The sequence below is a fragment of the Wolbachia endosymbiont of Onchocerca ochengi genome (assembly GCF_000306885.1).
GTDB lineage: Bacteria > Pseudomonadota > Alphaproteobacteria > Rickettsiales > Anaplasmataceae > Wolbachia.
This window is the reverse complement of record NC_018267.1, coordinates 900,763-917,766: the sequence shown is the minus strand read 5'-3', so window position 1 is coordinate 917,766 and position 17,004 is coordinate 900,763. Positions and strand designations below refer to the sequence as shown.

At 32.2% G+C, this 17,004-nt stretch carries 12 protein-coding genes and 1 tRNA gene; 11 read left to right on the top strand and 2 right to left on the bottom strand.

Features of this window, described 5'->3' with window-relative positions; all coding sequences use genetic code 11:
• Window positions 1-448 precede the first annotated feature (448 nt).
• The 3 genes from WOO_RS03380 to WOO_RS03370 are packed head-to-tail and all read left to right on the top strand — an operon-like array spanning window position 449 to window position 3,618.
• Entirely contained in the window at window positions 449-1,678 is a 1,230-nt protein-coding gene (locus WOO_RS03380; protein WP_014869272.1) for a lipoprotein-releasing ABC transporter permease subunit, read from the top strand.
• Between the two features lie 33 nt (window positions 1,679-1,711).
• A complete protein-coding gene (locus tag WOO_RS03375; RefSeq protein ID WP_014869271.1) occupies window positions 1,712-2,401 on the top strand; it encodes a hypothetical protein in 690 nt (229 codons plus the stop codon).
• On the top strand, window positions 2,398-3,618 hold the full coding sequence (locus WOO_RS03370) for a hypothetical protein (RefSeq protein WP_014869270.1): 1,221 nt from the start codon (window positions 2,398-2,400) through the stop codon (window positions 3,616-3,618). The genes WOO_RS03375 and WOO_RS03370 overlap by 4 nt, the downstream gene beginning before the upstream one ends.
• Window positions 3,619-4,483: 865 nt before the next feature.
• Here WOO_RS03370 and WOO_RS03365 read toward each other — a convergent pair.
• Window positions 4,484-5,857 (bottom strand): phosphomannomutase/phosphoglucomutase, encoded by a 1,374-nt coding sequence (locus tag WOO_RS03365; RefSeq protein ID WP_014869269.1) that lies wholly within the window; start codon window positions 5,855-5,857, stop codon window positions 4,484-4,486.
• A gap of 729 nt (window positions 5,858-6,586) precedes the next feature.
• Here WOO_RS03365 and WOO_RS04040 point away from each other — a divergent pair.
• From WOO_RS04040 to carB, 4 genes are all read left to right on the top strand, one after another.
• Window positions 6,587-6,754, top strand: coding sequence for a hypothetical protein (locus tag WOO_RS04040; RefSeq protein ID WP_158309955.1), 168 nt, complete (start codon window positions 6,587-6,589; stop codon window positions 6,752-6,754).
• 1,732 nt (window positions 6,755-8,486) lie between these two features.
• Window positions 8,487-9,311 (top strand): YihY/virulence factor BrkB family protein, encoded by an 825-nt coding sequence (locus WOO_RS03355; protein WP_014869268.1) that lies wholly within the window; start codon window positions 8,487-8,489, stop codon window positions 9,309-9,311.
• A 10-nt stretch (window positions 9,312-9,321) separates the two neighbouring features.
• Window positions 9,322-10,071: an SDR family NAD(P)-dependent oxidoreductase gene (locus WOO_RS03350; protein WP_014869267.1), complete on the top strand. Its 750-nt coding sequence runs from the start codon at window positions 9,322-9,324 to the stop codon at window positions 10,069-10,071.
• Between the two features lie 149 nt (window positions 10,072-10,220).
• A complete protein-coding gene (carB, locus tag WOO_RS03345; protein WP_014869266.1) occupies window positions 10,221-13,526 on the top strand; it encodes a carbamoyl-phosphate synthase large subunit in 3,306 nt (1,101 codons plus the stop codon).
• A 188-nt stretch (window positions 13,527-13,714) separates the two neighbouring features.
• On the opposite strand, the gene WOO_RS03340 is transcribed toward carB, so the two are convergent.
• Window positions 13,715-13,788 (bottom strand) — tRNA-Asp (locus tag WOO_RS03340).
• A gap of 184 nt (window positions 13,789-13,972) precedes the next feature.
• Between WOO_RS03340 and rpsB the strand changes: the two genes are divergently transcribed.
• From rpsB to frr, 4 genes are read left to right on the top strand one after another with little or no spacing between them, the layout of a single operon-like run.
• A complete protein-coding gene (rpsB, locus tag WOO_RS03335) occupies window positions 13,973-14,821 on the top strand; it encodes a 30S ribosomal protein S2 (protein ID WP_014869265.1) in 849 nt (282 codons plus the stop codon).
• The gene (tsf, locus tag WOO_RS03330) at window positions 14,802-15,677 is read left to right on the top strand and encodes a translation elongation factor Ts (RefSeq protein ID WP_014869264.1); all 876 of its coding nucleotides are present in this window, start codon (window positions 14,802-14,804) and stop codon (window positions 15,675-15,677) included. Before rpsB ends, tsf begins: the two co-directional genes overlap by 20 nt.
• Window positions 15,678-15,686: 9 nt before the next feature.
• Window positions 15,687-16,436, top strand: coding sequence for a UMP kinase (pyrH, locus tag WOO_RS03325; protein ID WP_014869263.1), 750 nt, complete (start codon window positions 15,687-15,689; stop codon window positions 16,434-16,436).
• Window positions 16,437-16,443: 7 nt separating this feature from the next.
• Window positions 16,444-17,001, top strand: coding sequence for a ribosome recycling factor (gene frr / locus WOO_RS03320; RefSeq protein ID WP_014869262.1), 558 nt, complete (start codon window positions 16,444-16,446; stop codon window positions 16,999-17,001).
• The last annotated feature ends 3 nt before the right edge of the window (window positions 17,002-17,004 follow it).

The window sequence follows — 17,004 nt, the reverse complement described above, 5'->3', positions numbered from 1 at the left end:
TTTATTAGATAAAATTTATGAAACAGCAAGATGCTCTAAATCATGACTAAAGAAATTGAGGAATGGAAATTTTGTAGTGTAATTTTAGTGGGTAAAAGTTTTCCTTATTTATAAAGAATCTTTTTATAAATTTGTTAAGCTATATTTCTAAATAATTTCGTCACTATGAAATGAATAGAATATTATATGATGGTCCTATCAGGGGTTAGGCATGATAATTTAGATGACAGGATATATTATAGCAAAAGATTATGTAATAAAGATTCTAAGTAAAGTTTCTCATAAGATTAAAAATAGAAGTATAAGCTTTCTACTTAGGTAGTTGGCTTTTTTAAGTAGAGAGTTTTCTAAATCTAGGAAGGTAAAAATCTCTAGTTTTTAAGTAAAGAAAGGTTTATAATTGTGTGATATTTTAGGGATATAATGCTTAATTTCAAAATGTTTTATAATGTCCATTACCTTTGAAGTTACTATGGCTATTCGCTATTTGCAGGCGAAAAATGCTAAGTTTTGCTCTATAACGACTTTGTTTTCTATTGTTGGCATTGCTCTTGGAGTTGCAACACTAATAGTGGTGATGTCTGTGATGAATGGATTTAAGGTAAAGTTACTTGACTTAATACTTGGTATTGATGGTCATATTAATGTTTATTTCGATAGAAACGTAAATTCAGATTATCGTGCAGTATCGAAATCTATCGAGAAAATTCCAGGTGTATTAAAAGCAATTCCTATGACCAATGATCAAGTTATTGTTGCGGCAAATGATAGAATTGCAAGTAGCATAGTACGAAGCATGTCAACTAAAGACTTATTTTATAATACTACTATTACAGATAATATAATTGTGGGTAATGTGAGAGAATTTGATAAAGGGGTAATAGTAGGAGCTCGATTAGTAGAAGCTTTAAACATTAATTATGGCGATAAAATTGTGCTTATATCGCCTGAAGGATTTGATGCATTATTTGGTGTAATGCCGAAAGTGAAAGAATATGAGGTTGTAGCAATATTTGATATGGGTATGTTCGAGTATGATAGTACTTTAATATATATGCCCATAAAATCAGCACAGGCTTTTTTTAATTATAAAGATAGCGTGAGAAATATAGAAGTATTTGTGGACGACACTGCTAGGGTGAGTGAATTAGCAAGTGCTATAGAAAAAAAAACAGGAATGAAAGCTGAAAGTTGGCAGTTACAACATAGCAACTATTTTCATGCTTTAAAAACTGAAAGGAATGTAATGTTTTTAATTCTTACTTTGATTATAATTGTAGCGGCATTCAATATTGTTTCAAATTTAATGATAATAGTGCAAGAAAAGAAATTCGCAATTGCAATTATGCGAACGTTTGGGGCAACAAGTGGAAGTATTATACGTATATTTTGTACTTGTGGTCTACTTATTGGTCTTGCAGGAACTTGCCTCGGGTGTATTACGGGTATTGTTTTTTCTCTTAACATTGAAAATATTAGAGTATTTTTAGAAAATATTACTAATATTAAACTGCTCGACCCTATGATATACTTTTTTTCAAGTTTGCCAGTAATATTAATTCCTCAAGACGTAGTGAATATTTCTGTACTTGCACTATTCTTGTCATTTTTAGCAACAATTGCTCCTGCATTACAGGCAGCTGCGCAAGATCCTGCGGAGATACTATGTTATGAATGATATTCAACGACAGTATATAAGCTGGTTTTGATTATGGTATTAGGTGTTACTTATATTATGATAAACAGCATAATATTTTTAAAAATGAATCAACGGGAAAACGAAAGTAATATAAAGAGTTTAGCAGAAAGCATAGATGAGTTAAAGATGTTGCTTGATGTTAACCAATCTAGAATAGAAAAAAAAATATTTGAATTAAAGAAAAATTTACTCACTCAATGTGAGCAAGATAATGGTAGTTCAAGGCATAAGAATATTGCAAAATTACTGCTACTTGTGGTTAAAATGAAGGATTCGTTGTTAAAAAAGGAAAAACTTGATGATTATGTAAACGCAGTAAGGCCCTTAATATTAGAACTTGATGATCCAGAGTTAGAAAATGCTCTAAGTGAATTGGGAGGTTTGAAAGAGGTAAGTACTTTACACGAGTTGAGATCGTCTTTTGAGAAAATCATTGATGCTATTAACTACAATAAAAGTATGCTATTTCAAAAAATCATTTCAAACTGGGTAAAGATAAAAGATAAAAATGATCCACTAATGATGAAACTTGTAGAGATTGAGGAGTTAATAAACGATAATGATTGGCAAGGAATAACTACTGTAGTAGGTAATTTAACACACCCAGAATTTAAACCATGGCTTAATAGATTAAATAGTTTTATTATAGCTTATAGGAATATTTCAATAATATATCGGTATTTATTGCAATATATCTCATGATTTATTTTATAGTTCTCACTCTCTCTTTTTTATTTGGCATGTGGATCAAGATGGGTGGTGAAGTAATAAAGTTGGAATCAGGTAGTTACATCATAAGTGTTGATCTGTATTTTATTATTTTCACTTGTGTACTTTTATTATTTTTATTAATTGTACTTATATATTTTTATTTTTTTGTTTTATCAACATTTGCCAGTATGAGAAATAGAAAAAAAGATAGAGAGGAATTGCTTCTTTTTGAAGCTTTGTTTAGTATGGATTTAGGCAATATAGAGAATGCTCACAAGCTAGTTAAGAATTTAAGTAAAGAAAACGATAGATTATCTTTAATAAAGCTCTTTGACTCATGTAAGATGGGAAATTATAGCTTTTTTAGCAGTAGTTTATTAAATATTGCAAATAAAAATCGTAACTTAGCTCTCCTTGTGCTTAATAAGCTAATTGTTCATCTTAAACAAGAAAAAGCAGTCTTTCAAAAATTCATAGAATATTGTTCTAGTTCAATTAACGATAAAATTCTGTCTATTCCCTTTCAAATAGAGGGTTATATATTGCATGAGGATTGGATTAACGCAATTTTGAAGTTAAAGGAAGCTATAAAGTTTAATATTTTTCTTCCCTTTGATTGTGAGAAAATGTTAGCGGTTTTTTATTGTGCTTCGGCAAAACAATATGAAAATAAAGGGAATTACAAGAAAGCTTTGAGGTCTTTATTTAAAGCACAAAGTTATTGTGCAGCTTTTCAGCCAATTAATTATTTAAGAGCAGAGTTATATATTAAACTTGGAAAAATTAGAAAAGCTTCTGTAGTGTTAGAGGAAGAGTATACAGTAAATCCTACTCCCCAATCAGCTAAGATTTACATTAGTTTAAATAGTAAAGGTGCTGAAAAGCTATATAATCTACGTTCTGATTATTATTTTAGTTATTGTTTACTTGCTTTATCTTCAATTAGCTTAAGTAAATATGATCTTGCAAGTCAACATTTAGATATTGCTATGAGAAAAGCTAATTATGTGTCAATCTATCTTATTATGATACAGCTCAAAGTTGCATTACAAGAGTATGAACAAGTAATTTATTGGCTAAACAAAATGGACTCAGAGGCTATATCTGATCCATATTGGAAATGTGCAGATTGTAATAAAAAGCTAAAGCAGTGGGGCTATAAGTGTTCAAGTTGCAATAGCTTTAACTGTGTATATTATGTTCAGTAATATAAGTCATTTTAACTGCTTTTAAGTTAAAGTTTCTTATTGCTGTCTTGTTTATCTATTTTACTGCTTTCTTCTAAAAGAAGTACAGTGTTATTTGTTATATAAAAGATCAAGTGCCGTAATAGAGGTATTATTTGCACGACTTTCTTCATTATGGTTATATTCTTATCATGCCTCTATATAAGGTTCATAATCTAGCTTTTCCATAAGCTTTTTACTTTTTTAGACAAAATTATTTTTGTTTTATTAGTATAATTAACTTTTGTATTTTATACGCATTTTTTCTCTGTTTATTTTGATCTTGTTTATATTCTTTCTCTGCTTTTTGATGCGCTTGCTTATATTATAATACTGTTTTCGATATAGTCTTTTCTTTGCATTTTGTAACTCTTCCTCTGCTACTTGATTTATTGTGCTATCTTTTATATCATTAGTATTTTTCGGTTGCTTCCTCTATAATTTTTTTAAAATGCTGCATTTTTTCTCACACTTCTCCCTTTCATTTAGTGCTTTTTTATTGCATTCACTTTGATAATCTTTATATTGTTTTTATCAAAAATTTTTAATTTCTTACTATTACTGTATACCTTGTAATATAAGTTTACCTTTTCTAAGTATTGCTTCATGCAGTATGTATTTTTTTATACATTCCCTTTACCAAGTTAGACTTGTCAAAAAATTTGTTGAATTGATTCTTTTAAACATAAAATTTCTCTGCATACTAGCTAAATTTAGTTAATATTTTTAATTTAAATATTATTAAGTGTAATGCTTTAGTAACTTTGTTATCCTTTTTTTGGTGTGTACCTTGAGGACACTCACTATGGTTAAGGAAACAATGAGAAGACAGGGTAGGGGGGAAGCTTTATAAACTACTCTTATTTTGATAGTTACAATTAAGGGACCTTACTTCATCAATATAATAAAATAAAGTCTTTTTAGTAAGTTCAAAATCTTCTAAAGTATTTCCTTCACATCTTGCTGTGATGCAATTTTGTGTGTTTGATTCTCTAAGAAGCCACCAGCCTTTGTTATCGTTATTGGTTACTTTAATGCCATCAAACTCTGAAAATATGATATTTTGTTGTTTTAGTGTTTTCTTTATTAATTCAATTATTTGAAATTTTTTTTCGTCTTTAACTACAATCTTCACTTCATGAGTGATATATAATTTTGGTAAATCCTCAATCATCTGAAATAGGCTTTGGTTTTTCTTGAGCAGAATGTCAATAGCTTTGATAGCAGAATACATTCCATCATCAAAACCTAGTTCAGAAAAGAAAAAATGTCCGCTTGACTCACCAGCAAACTTTGCTTCTTCCTCTAGCATTTTCTTCTTAATTAGTGAGTGTCCAGTAGCACAAATAATTACTTGTCCTCCTAACTTGCTGACAAAATCGTGTACTTTCATACTCATTTTTATGTTAGCAATAACTTTGCTTTGTGGATATTCTTCTAGTACTTCACGTGCGAAAATCATAAATAAATGATCGTTGAAAACGATATTGCCCCTATTGTCAATTAAGCACACTCTGTCACTATCGCCATCAAGTGCAATGCCAAGATCACATTTATCTTTTTGTACGATATCGATTAATTGAGCGAGGTTTTTTTCTTCTATAGGATCTGGATCATGTAGTGGAAATGCTCCGTCTATAGAGTTATTAACTACAATATGCGTATGACCAGATAGGATTGTTTCAATGTGCCTTAAAATTCCACTTACTGGACTATTTCCACAATCCCAGGCCATTTTTAGCTTTTGTGTAGTATTGTTGGTCTTTAATGCACTTTTTAATATGCGAATGTATTCGCCATATATATTTATGTTGATTAAGCTTCCAGTTTTTGTACTGTTTTTGATCGGATTGCTTGTAACTTCCCTTATTTCTTGATCTGAGTAGGTTTTTTTACTGCTAAAAAATTTAAAGCCATTATACTTACTGGGGTTATGTGAAGCAGTGATCATAATACCAAGATCTGCTTGTATAATTTGTGTTGCAGTGTAGAGCATGGGTAAAGAACATAGTCCAACACGTGTAACATTTGCTCCGGATAAAGTCAAACCTCTGATTAGTTCTTTTTCTATACTTGGTGAATCTATCCTGCTGTCATAGCCTATACAAACACTGGATACGGTTTGGCCAAATTTTCTGCCTATTTCATATCCATCATTGATCTGGAGATCTTTGCCTACTATACCTCTAATATCATATTTTCTTATAATAGTATTGTCCATACTGTGCTGCTTAGAATAACTACTATATAATATTGTAGACAGATGCTCAAGTTTCTTCTTTATTCATTTGCATAGTTAGTTAACTTTAAGTATATTTTTTAGAAATATTAAGCAATGCCAAGGGAAAAAAGTCTACTTACGTAGAAGAAGAATCAAAGTATGTTTGTTAGAAACCAAAATTTGGATGTGGATAAGCAGAGGAAAAATAATATTTTGAGTTTCATTGAGTCTTGTAGTAATTTTAGGATTTCGTTAAAAGTAGGTTCGAAAATGAAAAAAAAGCTAACGAAGACTATCTCTATTTTAGAGGCTAATATGGAGATTAGATTTGAAGTATGCCTTTAGGAGAAGTTAATCGAGTAACTGTATTCAAGAAAAGTAGTAGTGATGGAAACTATAGTTTCTCTTAACTCTGATTTATGTAAAAAGCCAATTAACTAACAAGATAAAGGTTCTAAAGGGTGATAGTGTAGGTGTGATATTACTACAGCAGTAAGATCTGAGATGGTATAAAGGATAATTGATAAACAGAAATTTGGCGATTCAAGGTTTATGGATCTATTGCCAAAGGAAAAGAAAATAAAATGTTGAGATTAGTTAAACATAATAAAGAAGTTTTTATTAATAGAAAAACTTTGTATCACGCTTTTACTGATATGGTCTAGAATAGAGGAGATCAGCAGATACTAAAGTAAGTAATGTTGACACGAGATCACCTATGTTACCGTAGTGTCTATATCGAGCAGTAATTTATGTTCTTCTCTTGAAGGAAAACTCGCCCTTTCTTTATGGGGAAAGTCTTTGTTTGGTGTTAGTGAGTTTAGTGGTGAAGAAACGCATAAGCGGGGAAAGAAATTAGAAGAAGGAACTGGTATCTTAGGAAAAATACAGAGTTAAAAAACTGTGGTGAGAAAATAGTAGAAGAAGGCTATAAAGAAGCAAGCTTTGGAAGAAAAAGTTAAGAAGCTTAAAAGGCTATAAGTTAAAAAAGAAGACAAAAAAATTGGCTAAAATGATTAAGGCGTTGGGAGTTAGAGCAAAGAATAAGTGAATTGCAGTAAGAGTTAAAAGATAAAGATAGTGAAATAATAGATTTAAAATCTCAATTAGCAGGTAAAAAAGGTAAAGTTCAATTAACAAATAGAATAAAGGAATAGCTGATGTAATAGGTTAGTTAAATAATGAGCAATTAAAGGATCAAGAGTTGGCTGAAGTGTAAATCGGCTACGAAGAGAAAAAGAAGGTTTAGGAAATAAATTAACGATCTAATAGAGAGGTAATAAGTTGCTGGTAGGTAAGCTAAACAAGGGAAATACTTAGAAGAGAGTGGGAAAGCTCTTAGTGTTAGCTCAAAAAAAAGGAAAAATATGTTGTTAGCAATTGCAGAAGAGGAATTGGATTTGTTAAAGAGAATCTAGAGTAATTGCGGAGTAATATTATAGTAAGAAGAAGGTCAGGAGAAACAGTGGCTATGTCAATCCTAAACTGAAGTTTTGAGTATAATGGTAAGGTAGAGTAACGAGAGTAGAATACAAGATTAAGGTGTATAAGCGTGAATAAAAGTTCAAGTGAGAGATTGGTAAATTGAGATAAGAGAATAAAAGTTTAACTGGAGATAAATTAACTATATTTGAACAATTAAAATGTAATGTGAAAGTGGTTAATGAATTAAAGAAAAGTTTAAAGTAATTGCGAGAAGAAAGTAAACAACTACTGTAAAGTGTAAGAATTAATCAACTACCTGTAATAGATGAAAAAGAAGTTATAGAAGTAGGAATTTAACCCCGAAATATTATGATTATGAGTTGACCTATTTAAAAGGGACTTTGATTTTTACAGTAGGAAAAAGTGTAGGTAATCATTTGTAATCGAAAAAAAGAAAAGTTACACTGGCCATTTAATTAGCTCAAATAATTTTACTTCTGATGGTACACAAGACTTTTTTGATGAAAAGCAAAATATTACTGGTGTGGAATTAGAACTATTGCTGCAGGAAACAAAGTTGCAGATATAGAATTCACTTTCAGCAATCCAAAAAAATTACGGCGTAAAGTTTTTGATCTAGCTGTCATAATTTTTATCAATCTGACGTTGGTTTAATGTAAGATTCTGCTAATAAATAGTAGGATGTCAGTAAGCCTCAGCTACTTTAGATATAAATTACTTAGGAAATTTGCTAGAAAAGTAAGACCCACTATGCTGATCCTGACTCTCTAATTCCTTGAACTAGCACTGATAGTCTTTCACTTAGTTTAAGGGCGACTTAGCCATGTGTAAAGGAAAACTTGAAAGGTGTGCAACTACTATAGTCTTATATAATCCACAAAAAAAGACACCTTAAATTTTAAGTTTTTAGTGAAAATTTTACCATTAAATCTTTATACCAGAAGTAGACTTTGTAGTCAAAACACCCTTAACATCAAGACAACGAAGTTGTTAAAATTTGTCAAGTAGTTTTTATAGCTTTTATTTTAAAAACTAATATCGAAGGCTTTAATGATAAAAGAAGGGATTTATAACAGCAAAAGAATGGTAATACATAACAATTTTTAATGTCATTAAAGGGTTTTTTGCTTAAAAATACATTTTATTTATTTATAAATATATTATTTAGTTTATTTACATTGTAGTGAATAAGTTACTGCATAAGTTTTATAATATCATTTATTATCTTTATCGTGCTTTGATTGATACAATTTATAATGACGGAATGGAGCATGCAGGATACTTGTCATTTTTAATTCTATTATCAATATTTCCTTTTCTTATCGTCTTAATGGCTTTGGCATCAATATTTGCAAATTTCTTAGATCAATATAACATTGGCTGGACATCTATAATTGACAATATGCCACAAGACATTTTAGCATCTTTAATGCCGCGCATTGAGGAGATAATATCAGGTCCGCCACACAGTTTATTGACTTTGGCAATTGTAGGAGCTATTTGGACTGCTTCATCAACGGTTGAGGGGCTTAGAACAATATTAAATAAAGCTTATAAAGTTCCGGTTTCGCCTCCTTATGTACTAAGGAGAATATTAAGTATATTGCAATTTTTAGCAATTACGTTTATTATAACTCTAACCATAATATTCTCTGCATCAGTGCCAATGCTAGTAGGTTTTTCCTATAATGGACTGAGTTACATAAAATATCTCCTTATTGAATTTGTACTCTTTATAGTAGTCTCTTGGCTATATTTTATATTGCCAAATATAAAACAAAACCTGTCGGATGTATTTCCTGGATCTTGTATAGCTGTTATGCTTTGGACAATCTCTGCTTTGGTTTTTAAGCAGTACTTAAAAGCTTCCTTTGGCCAACTAGATTTGATATATGGGAGTTTAGGTGGTGTGGTAGTGTCATTACTATTTTTTTATGTAGTAAGTTTAATTTTTATATATGGAGCAAAGTTTAATTTTCAGCTAAAATACTTTAATGGGCTTCATTGAGGAGAAATAGATGGGTAAATTAGAAGGTAAAATAGCTTTAATTACTGGAGCTTCAAGTGAAATAGGGTCTGCTGTTGCAAAAAGGTTTATTAAGGAAGGTGCGTATGTAATTTTAGTTTCAAGATCTGTTGATAATCTTAGGCCGTTATATAGTGAAATTGAAAAACTTGAAGAATTTAAAGAAGGCTCTGTGAAGCTAATTCAGCTTGATCTTTTAGATTTTGAAAATGTAAAGATATTAGCAAATATGATGGAGAGCCTGAAGTTATCAGAGTCTGGAGTACTTGATATATTAGTTGCGTGTATTGGAATTTTAGGTAAGTTAAATCCTGTTCATGACTGCGAACTTGAAGAGCTACAGAATGTAATGAATACAAATTTTATTGCTAATTGGTACTTATTGAAAAACTTAGATCCTGTGCTAAAGAAATCTAGTTCTGGAAGGATAATATTCATGACCTCAGAAGTAACACTTTCTCCATCTTCTTACCCATATTGGATACCTTATGCTGCAAGTAAAGCTGCACTAGAAATCATGGTAAAGATATATGCATCTGAGACAAAACATACAAAACTATGCGTAAATGCTGTGTACCCAGAGGGACCTTTTGACAGCGAAATGTATAAACAAGCCTTTCCTGGAAAGGATATGCCTGAACTAGTGTTATCTGATAAACTAACAGATAAATTTGTGGAATTAGCTTCTGAGGGTTGTGATATATCAGGAAAAATATTGCCATTGAGCAAATCTATTGAATGAGTTATATGAATATCGTTCTTTAGGAAACTATACTAATTTTAAATTACCTATTATTGTTTTCACCTGATTATATAGCTCATAAATTTAATAAAAATTCACATTTATAGGAAAGATTGGTAACATTACTCAAGTAAGGATTGTGTTATATTATGCCAAAATGCACGGATATAGAATCTATATTAGTAATAGGAGCAGGTCCGATAGTTATAGGTCAGGCATGTGAATTTGATTACTCAGGAACTCAAAGTTGTAAAGTATTAAGGAATGAAGGTTATAAAGTTATTCTAGTGAACTCTAATCCTGCAACTATAATGACAGATCCTGAATTTTCTGATGCAACGTATATTGAACCTATACTACCTGAGATCATAGAAAAAATCTTAATTAAGGAAAAGCCGGATGCAATATTACCAACTATGGGTGGGCAAACTGCTTTGAATTGTGCAATGAAGCTTGCAGATGATGGAATATTGGATACATATAACGTAAAGCTTATCGGTGTAAGTAGAAAAGCAGTTAAAAAGGCAGAAGATAGAGAGCTATTTCGTCAGTCTATGGATAAGATAGGGCTGAAGTATCCTAAAAGTATGATTATAAGAAATCAAAGGCAAATAAAGGAAGCTTTAGATTATGTCGGGTTGCCTGCAATTATCCGTTCATCATTTACTCTTGGCGGTGTAGGCAGTGGTATAGCATATAATAAGGAAGAGTTTTTCAACATTGCAGAAAACTCCTTGAAAGTTTCACCAATAAATGGAGTTCAGATAGATGAATCCATTATTGGTTGGAAAGAGTACGAAATGGAAGTTATTCGTGATTGTAAAGATAACTGTATAGTGGTCTGTTCAATAGAGAATGTTGATCCTATGGGAGTTCATACAGGTGATAGCATTACTGTTGCTCCTGCTTTAACTCTACGCGATGCGGAGTATCAACAAATGAGAAATGCGTCTATAGCAGTACTTAGAGAGATTGATGTTAGTGCTGGTGGTGCAAATGTTCAATTTGCAGTTAATCCTAAAGAAGATGGGAGCCTTGTTGTGATTGAAATGAATCCAAGGGTTTCTCGCTCTTCTGCGCTTGCCTCAAAAGCAACAGGCTATCCAATAGCAAAAGTTGCAACTAAGCTTGCTATTGGGTATTCGCTTGATGAAATACGCAATGACTGTGCACCAACTATACCTGCTGCATTTGAACCGGTGGTTGATTATATTGTCACTAAAATTCCTCGTTTTGAGTTTGAAAAATTTAAGGGAACAGATTGTGAATTATCAACTTCTATGAAATCAGTGGGAGAAGTAATGTCCATAGGACGTACTTTTAATGAATCAATACAGAAAGCTTTCCGTTCACTTGAAACTGGTCTTACAGGACTTGATGAAGTGTTTTCTAATGGCACAGATGTTAATCATATAAAATCTCAATTAGCAAAATTACTACCAAACAGATTACTGGCTGCTGCTGATGCAATGCGTCATGGAATGAGTATAGAAGAAATAAATTCGATTACAAGGTATGATCCATGGTTTTTACAGAATATACAGCAAATTATTTTAGCTGAACAGAAAATTAAGGAAACCGGTTTGCCTGAAGCTGCACACGAGATATTAGAACTAAAAAAGATGGGATTTTCGGATGCAAGGTTGGCAAGTTTAAGCAATAAATCTACTTCTGTCATTGATGTAGCTGACACTGAGATCCAAATGCAGATTTCGGCTTCAAGTGCTAGAACTATGCCAGATCGGATAGAGCAGATTGAAGCAATAAGAAAAAAGTTTAGCATCAAACCTGTTTATAAACGCGTAGATACTTGTGCAGCTGAATTTGAGTCTAGTACTGCTTATATGTATGGGTGTTATGAAGGAGAGGTTATGAATAAGGCAGAATGCGAAGCAAATGTTTCCGACCGAAAGAAGGTTGTCATTTTAGGTAGTGGACCAAACCGTATTGGTCAAGGTATTGAGTTCGATTATGCATGTGTGCATGCAGTTTCCGCTGCTAAAGAAATGGGATATGAAACAATAATGATTAATTGTAACCCTGAAACTGTTTCAACTGATTATGATACTGCTGATCGTTTATATTTTGCTTCATTAACTGAAGAGGATGTACTTGAGGTGCTAAGTAAAGAGCAGGAAAACGGCACACTGGTTGGTGTTATAGTCCAAATAGGTGGTCAGACGCCTTTAAAATTAGCCAAAACGTTAAATGAAAGGGGTTTTAATATCTTAGGTACATCTTTTGATTCTATAGACCTTGCTGAAGATCGTATGAGATTTAGGAACCTTATTTTGCAACTTAATTTAAAACAACCTGAAAGTTCTATCTGTTCTTCGGTGGAAGAAGCATTAGCTAATGCAGAGAAAATTGGGTTCCCATTAGTGGTTAGGCCATCCTATGTTTTGGGTGGTCAATCTATGTCAATCAAACATGATATTGATAGCTTTAAGGAATATGTCCTTAGTCAAACTAAAATTTTTGGACATGGCTCGTTGTTGCTTGATAAATTTTTGGTAAATGCAATTGAAATTGATGTTGATGCTATATGTGATGGGGAAAGAGTTTTCGTTGCAGGGGTTATGGAACATATTGAGGAGGCTGGAATTCATTCCGGTGATTCAACTTGTTCGATACCAGCAAATACATTAAGTGATAAAATTGTGAAGGAAATTAAGCTGCAAACTAAAAGAATAGCTCTTGAATTAAAAGTTAAAGGTCTGATAAATATTCAATTTGCCGTTCAAGAAAGTGACATATATATACTTGAAGTGAACTTAAGGGCTAGTCGCACAGTTCCTTTTATTTCTAAGGCAATCAATATTCCTATCGCGAAGCTTGCTGCTCAAGTTATTTTAGGTAAAAAGTTAGACCAAGAAAAAAAATCTATTGATCACTTTGCAGTTAAAGCTGCTGTTTTTCCGTTTTCCCGTTTTTTAGGAGTTGATGCCCTACTTGGTCCTGAGATGAAGTCAACAGGAGAAGTGATGGGAATTGACTCATCCTTCGAAGCTGCGCTTGCGAAAGCGTACATGGCTGCAGGATATAAGTTACCAACGGAAGGAAAAGCTCTAATTTCAGTGAAGGATGATGATAAAGAGTATATATTGTCAGTTGCACAAATGTTGGAAGAGCTGGGTTTCGAGATATATGCTACTAAAGGTACAGCTTTGTACCTGAATAATAATGGTATAGCTGCAGAAGCTGTGAATAAGGTGAGAGAAGGCAGACCTCATATAGTTGATATGCTTAAAGATGGAAAAATAAATCTGGTAATTAATACTTCAAAAGGTGTAAAATCAGTTTCAGATAGCAAAGATGTTCGCACAACTGCTATTTCGCAAAACATCGCTTATAGCACTACAGCTTCTGGGGGCAGAGCACTAGTGCTTGCAATCCAATATTTAAAGAATAGCAAGCTGGAAGTGAAGTCATTACAACAGATACAGAATATTTAAATGCTAAAAATGAAATAATTTTGTATACATAGTTTTAATATTTTTGGAGTAGAATTTTCTTTACTTGTACTAATGAAGTTAAAATTTGTTGGCATTATATTACGATGCATTTACTATAAAGTTATATATCTAAATTGGAGAAGAAAAAGCTAATAGAGTAAGCTTAAGCTCTGTAGGAAACTTATATGCGGGAGTGATGAGACTTGAACCCATGACCTCATGCGTGACAGGCATGCGCTCTAACCAACTGAGCTACACCCCCCCCATTTCCTTTTGAAACTTTACTTTTAAGGCTAATAAATATGCTTCATTTTGTCAATATTTTTTTATTTGCATTTTAATCTTCTTTATATTACCATGAAAGTAATTTAATTTCACATATGGCTCATACAAATAGCCTTGTTACGGTTGTGCCATGTAAAGATGAACTATTTTGAGGGATTGGAATGGTAAATTTGCCTGAAGTTACTGTGCGTGATTTAGCTGGATCTGGTGTGCATTTTGGTCATAAAATTAGTCGATGGAATGCAAAAATGGCTCCGTATATATATGGAGTGCATCAAGAAAATCGTATACATATAATTGATTTAAGAAAAACACTACCACTGTTACAGGTAGCAATGAGAGCTTTATATGATGTTGCATTTCAAGGTGGCCGCATTTTATTTGTCGGTACGAAATTTCAGGCTTTAGATATTATTGCAAGTGAAGCAATTCGTTGTGGTCAATATTATGTAAATTATCGTTGGCTAGGTGGTATGCTTACTAACTGGGGAACTGTTTCTTCTTCGATAAAAACTCTAATTCAGTGTGAGAAAATTTTAAATGATGAGAATAGCGTTTTAACGAAGAAAGAATTAGGGAATGTTGAAAAGAAAAGGCAAAAACTTGATAAAGCATTAGGTGGCATTAGGGAAATGGGAGCAATTCCAGATATTTTATTTATTATTGATACTAATAAAGAGCACATTGCAGTCAAAGAGGCTAAAAAATTAAGGATTCCAATAGTTGCAGTGCTTGATACTAATTCTAATCCGGATGATATTACTTATCCTATACCAGGGAATGATGACTCAAGAAAATCAGTAGAACTTTATTGTAGGTTAGCTGCTGACTGTATATTAGCTGGGATAGAATCTAGTTTGGCAAAGTCTGGAGTTAAGGTTGGTGATGTAAAGGGTAGTGAGTTTATTCAGGAGAAGGGAAATAATGTTGTGCAAGCTAAAAAGAGGTATAGTAAGGTTCATAAAGGAGATGGAAAGGAGCTAGTGATAGATGAAAATGAATCAAGATAGTATAAGAGAACTGCGCGGTAGAACAGGACTTAGTTTAAGTGACTGTAAAAAAGCATTAGAAGAGTGTGATGGTAGTATTAAAAAAGCCATTGATAGATTACGTACAATAGGACTTACTAAAGCTGATAAAAAGATTGACAGGGTAACTTTAGATGGGCTGGTTGCTATGTATTTAAATAAAAACCGTGGTGTATTGATAGAACTCAATTGTGAAACTGATTTTGTTGCGAGAAATGAAAAGTTTATAGAGTTGATTTCAAACTTAGTATCAATTGCTTATCAAAACCGTTGTACTAGCGTTGGCGATTTAAAAAGTGCTGAGTATGAAGGTATTGGTACAGTGCAAGAAGCTATTATAAATAATACGTCTGTTTTTGGTGAAAAGGTAGAGCTAAGCAAGCTTTGTTACCTGGAAATTAAGGATGGGGTTATTGCTGGCTACGTGCATGGTGATAGTGATATACCTAACTTAGGTAAAACTGGGGCTTTGGTTGCATTGCAGTCATTAGGTGATCAGTTAAAGCTACAGGAAATTGGAAAGCAAATAGCAATGCACATAGTTGCTATGAAGCCTGAAGCTCTTTCTATAGATGATTTAGGTTATACAAAATTGAATAATGAACGTTCTATAGTTGAAGAACAAGTAAATAGCTTAAATAAGCCTGAAGAAGTAACAAAGAGAATAGTAGATGGTCGAATGGTCAAGTATTATGAAGAAGTTGTTTTGCTGGAGCAGAAATTTATCAAAGATAATAGGATAAAAATTTCTGATTTTATAAAGTTGAGTGAATTGAGTGTGAATTCTTCTATTAAATTGTCTGATTATAAGTTATTCATTTTAGGTAATAAAAATTAGTAGTTAGAAATGACTGCTGCAACAGATGAAAAAAGTAAGCTAAAGTACTTTAGGGTATTATTGAAAATTTCTGGTGAAGCTTTAATGGGATCACGACCTTTTGGTCACGACATAAAAGTTATAGATCAATTGTGCAAAGGTATAGCTGATGTTTATAAGCTTGGAGTTCAAGTATGTATTGTAGTTGGTGGTGGTAATATCTTCCGTGGTGCGTCATCTGCATCTTTAAGTAGTTGTGAAAGAGCAAGCAGTGATTATATTGGAATGCTTGCAACTATAATCAATGCTCTAACTTTACAAAACTTTTTAGAAAAAAATTTAGTAAATTCTAGAGTGTTGTCTGCAATACCTATGACCACTATATGTGAGCCTTATATAAGGGAAAAAGCTATTCGTCATTTAGAAAAAGGTAGAGTAGTAATCTTTGCAGCTGGTACTGGTAATCCATTTTTTACTACAGATACAGCTGCAGCTCTACGTGCTATTGAAATGAATTGTGATGTTATCCTGAAAGGCACCCAAGTAAATGGTGTATACTCTGCTGATCCTGAGGAAAATGAAGATGCCATAATGTATGATAGGCTTTCTTATATGGATTTATTAACGCGTGATTTAAAAATTATGGATGCATCAGCCGTCTCTCTTGCGCGTGAGAATTCTATTCCAATTATAGTTTTTTCTTTGAAAGGGGAAAAAATAGTTAATATTATTAAAGGTCTTGGTACTTATACTATAGTTTTATCAGGTTGTAAACGATAGGTAATTTATGTTGAACGAGGTAAAAACTAAAACAAAAGAAAAGATGCTAAAGACTATTCAGTCTTTTCATAATGATATTAAAGGTATACGTACTGGCAGAGCTAACGCATCATTACTAGATGGCATAGTTGTAAACATCTATAGTGGGCATCAAAAACTAAGTCAGGTTGCAGGTATCTCAGTTGCAGATAATAAAACTTTGTCAATTAAAATTTGGGATATTAGTATTATAGGTGAAGTAAAAAATGCTATATTAAGTGCTAATTTAAACTTAAACCCTGTTGTTGAAGGTAATGCTATACGTGTAACTCTTCCAGATCTAACGCAAGAAACTCGTGAAAGATTAGTAAAATTATTGAACCAGTTTGCTGAAAATGCGCGGGTTGCTATTAGAAATATACGTAGAGATGCTATGGAAGAAATAGAGAAAATGCAGGAGAGTAAAGAAATCTCAGAGGATGATTTTCATGGTGCTAAAAAGCAAATACAAAATATTACTGATGATAATATCGAAAAGATTGATGATGAATTGTCTATTAAAGAAAAGGAGATATTGCATTGCTAAGTT

Excerpts from the sequence above, each read along its gene's own strand:
- WOO_RS03380 (WP_014869272.1), top strand. The coding sequence starts at position 449 with ATGTCCATTACCTTTGAAGTTACTATGGCTATTCGCTATTTGCAGGCG.
- WOO_RS03365 (WP_014869269.1), bottom strand. The coding sequence starts at position 5,857 with ATGGACAATACTATTATAAGAAAATATGATATTAGAGGTATAGTAGGC.
- carB (WP_014869266.1), top strand. The coding sequence starts at position 10,221 with ATGCCAAAATGCACGGATATAGAATCTATATTAGTAATAGGAGCAGGT.
- WOO_RS03350 (WP_014869267.1), top strand. The coding sequence starts at position 9,322 with ATGGGTAAATTAGAAGGTAAAATAGCTTTAATTACTGGAGCTTCAAGT.
- rpsB (WP_014869265.1), top strand. The coding sequence starts at position 13,973 with ATGGTAAATTTGCCTGAAGTTACTGTGCGTGATTTAGCTGGATCTGGT.
- frr (WP_014869262.1), top strand. The coding sequence starts at position 16,444 with ATGTTGAACGAGGTAAAAACTAAAACAAAAGAAAAGATGCTAAAGACT.
- WOO_RS03370 (WP_014869270.1), top strand. The coding sequence starts at position 2,398 with ATGATTTATTTTATAGTTCTCACTCTCTCTTTTTTATTTGGCATGTGG.
- pyrH (WP_014869263.1), top strand. The coding sequence starts at position 15,687 with ATGACTGCTGCAACAGATGAAAAAAGTAAGCTAAAGTACTTTAGGGTA.
- WOO_RS03375 (WP_014869271.1), top strand. The coding sequence starts at position 1,712 with ATGGTATTAGGTGTTACTTATATTATGATAAACAGCATAATATTTTTA.
- tsf (WP_014869264.1), top strand. The coding sequence starts at position 14,802 with ATGAAAATGAATCAAGATAGTATAAGAGAACTGCGCGGTAGAACAGGA.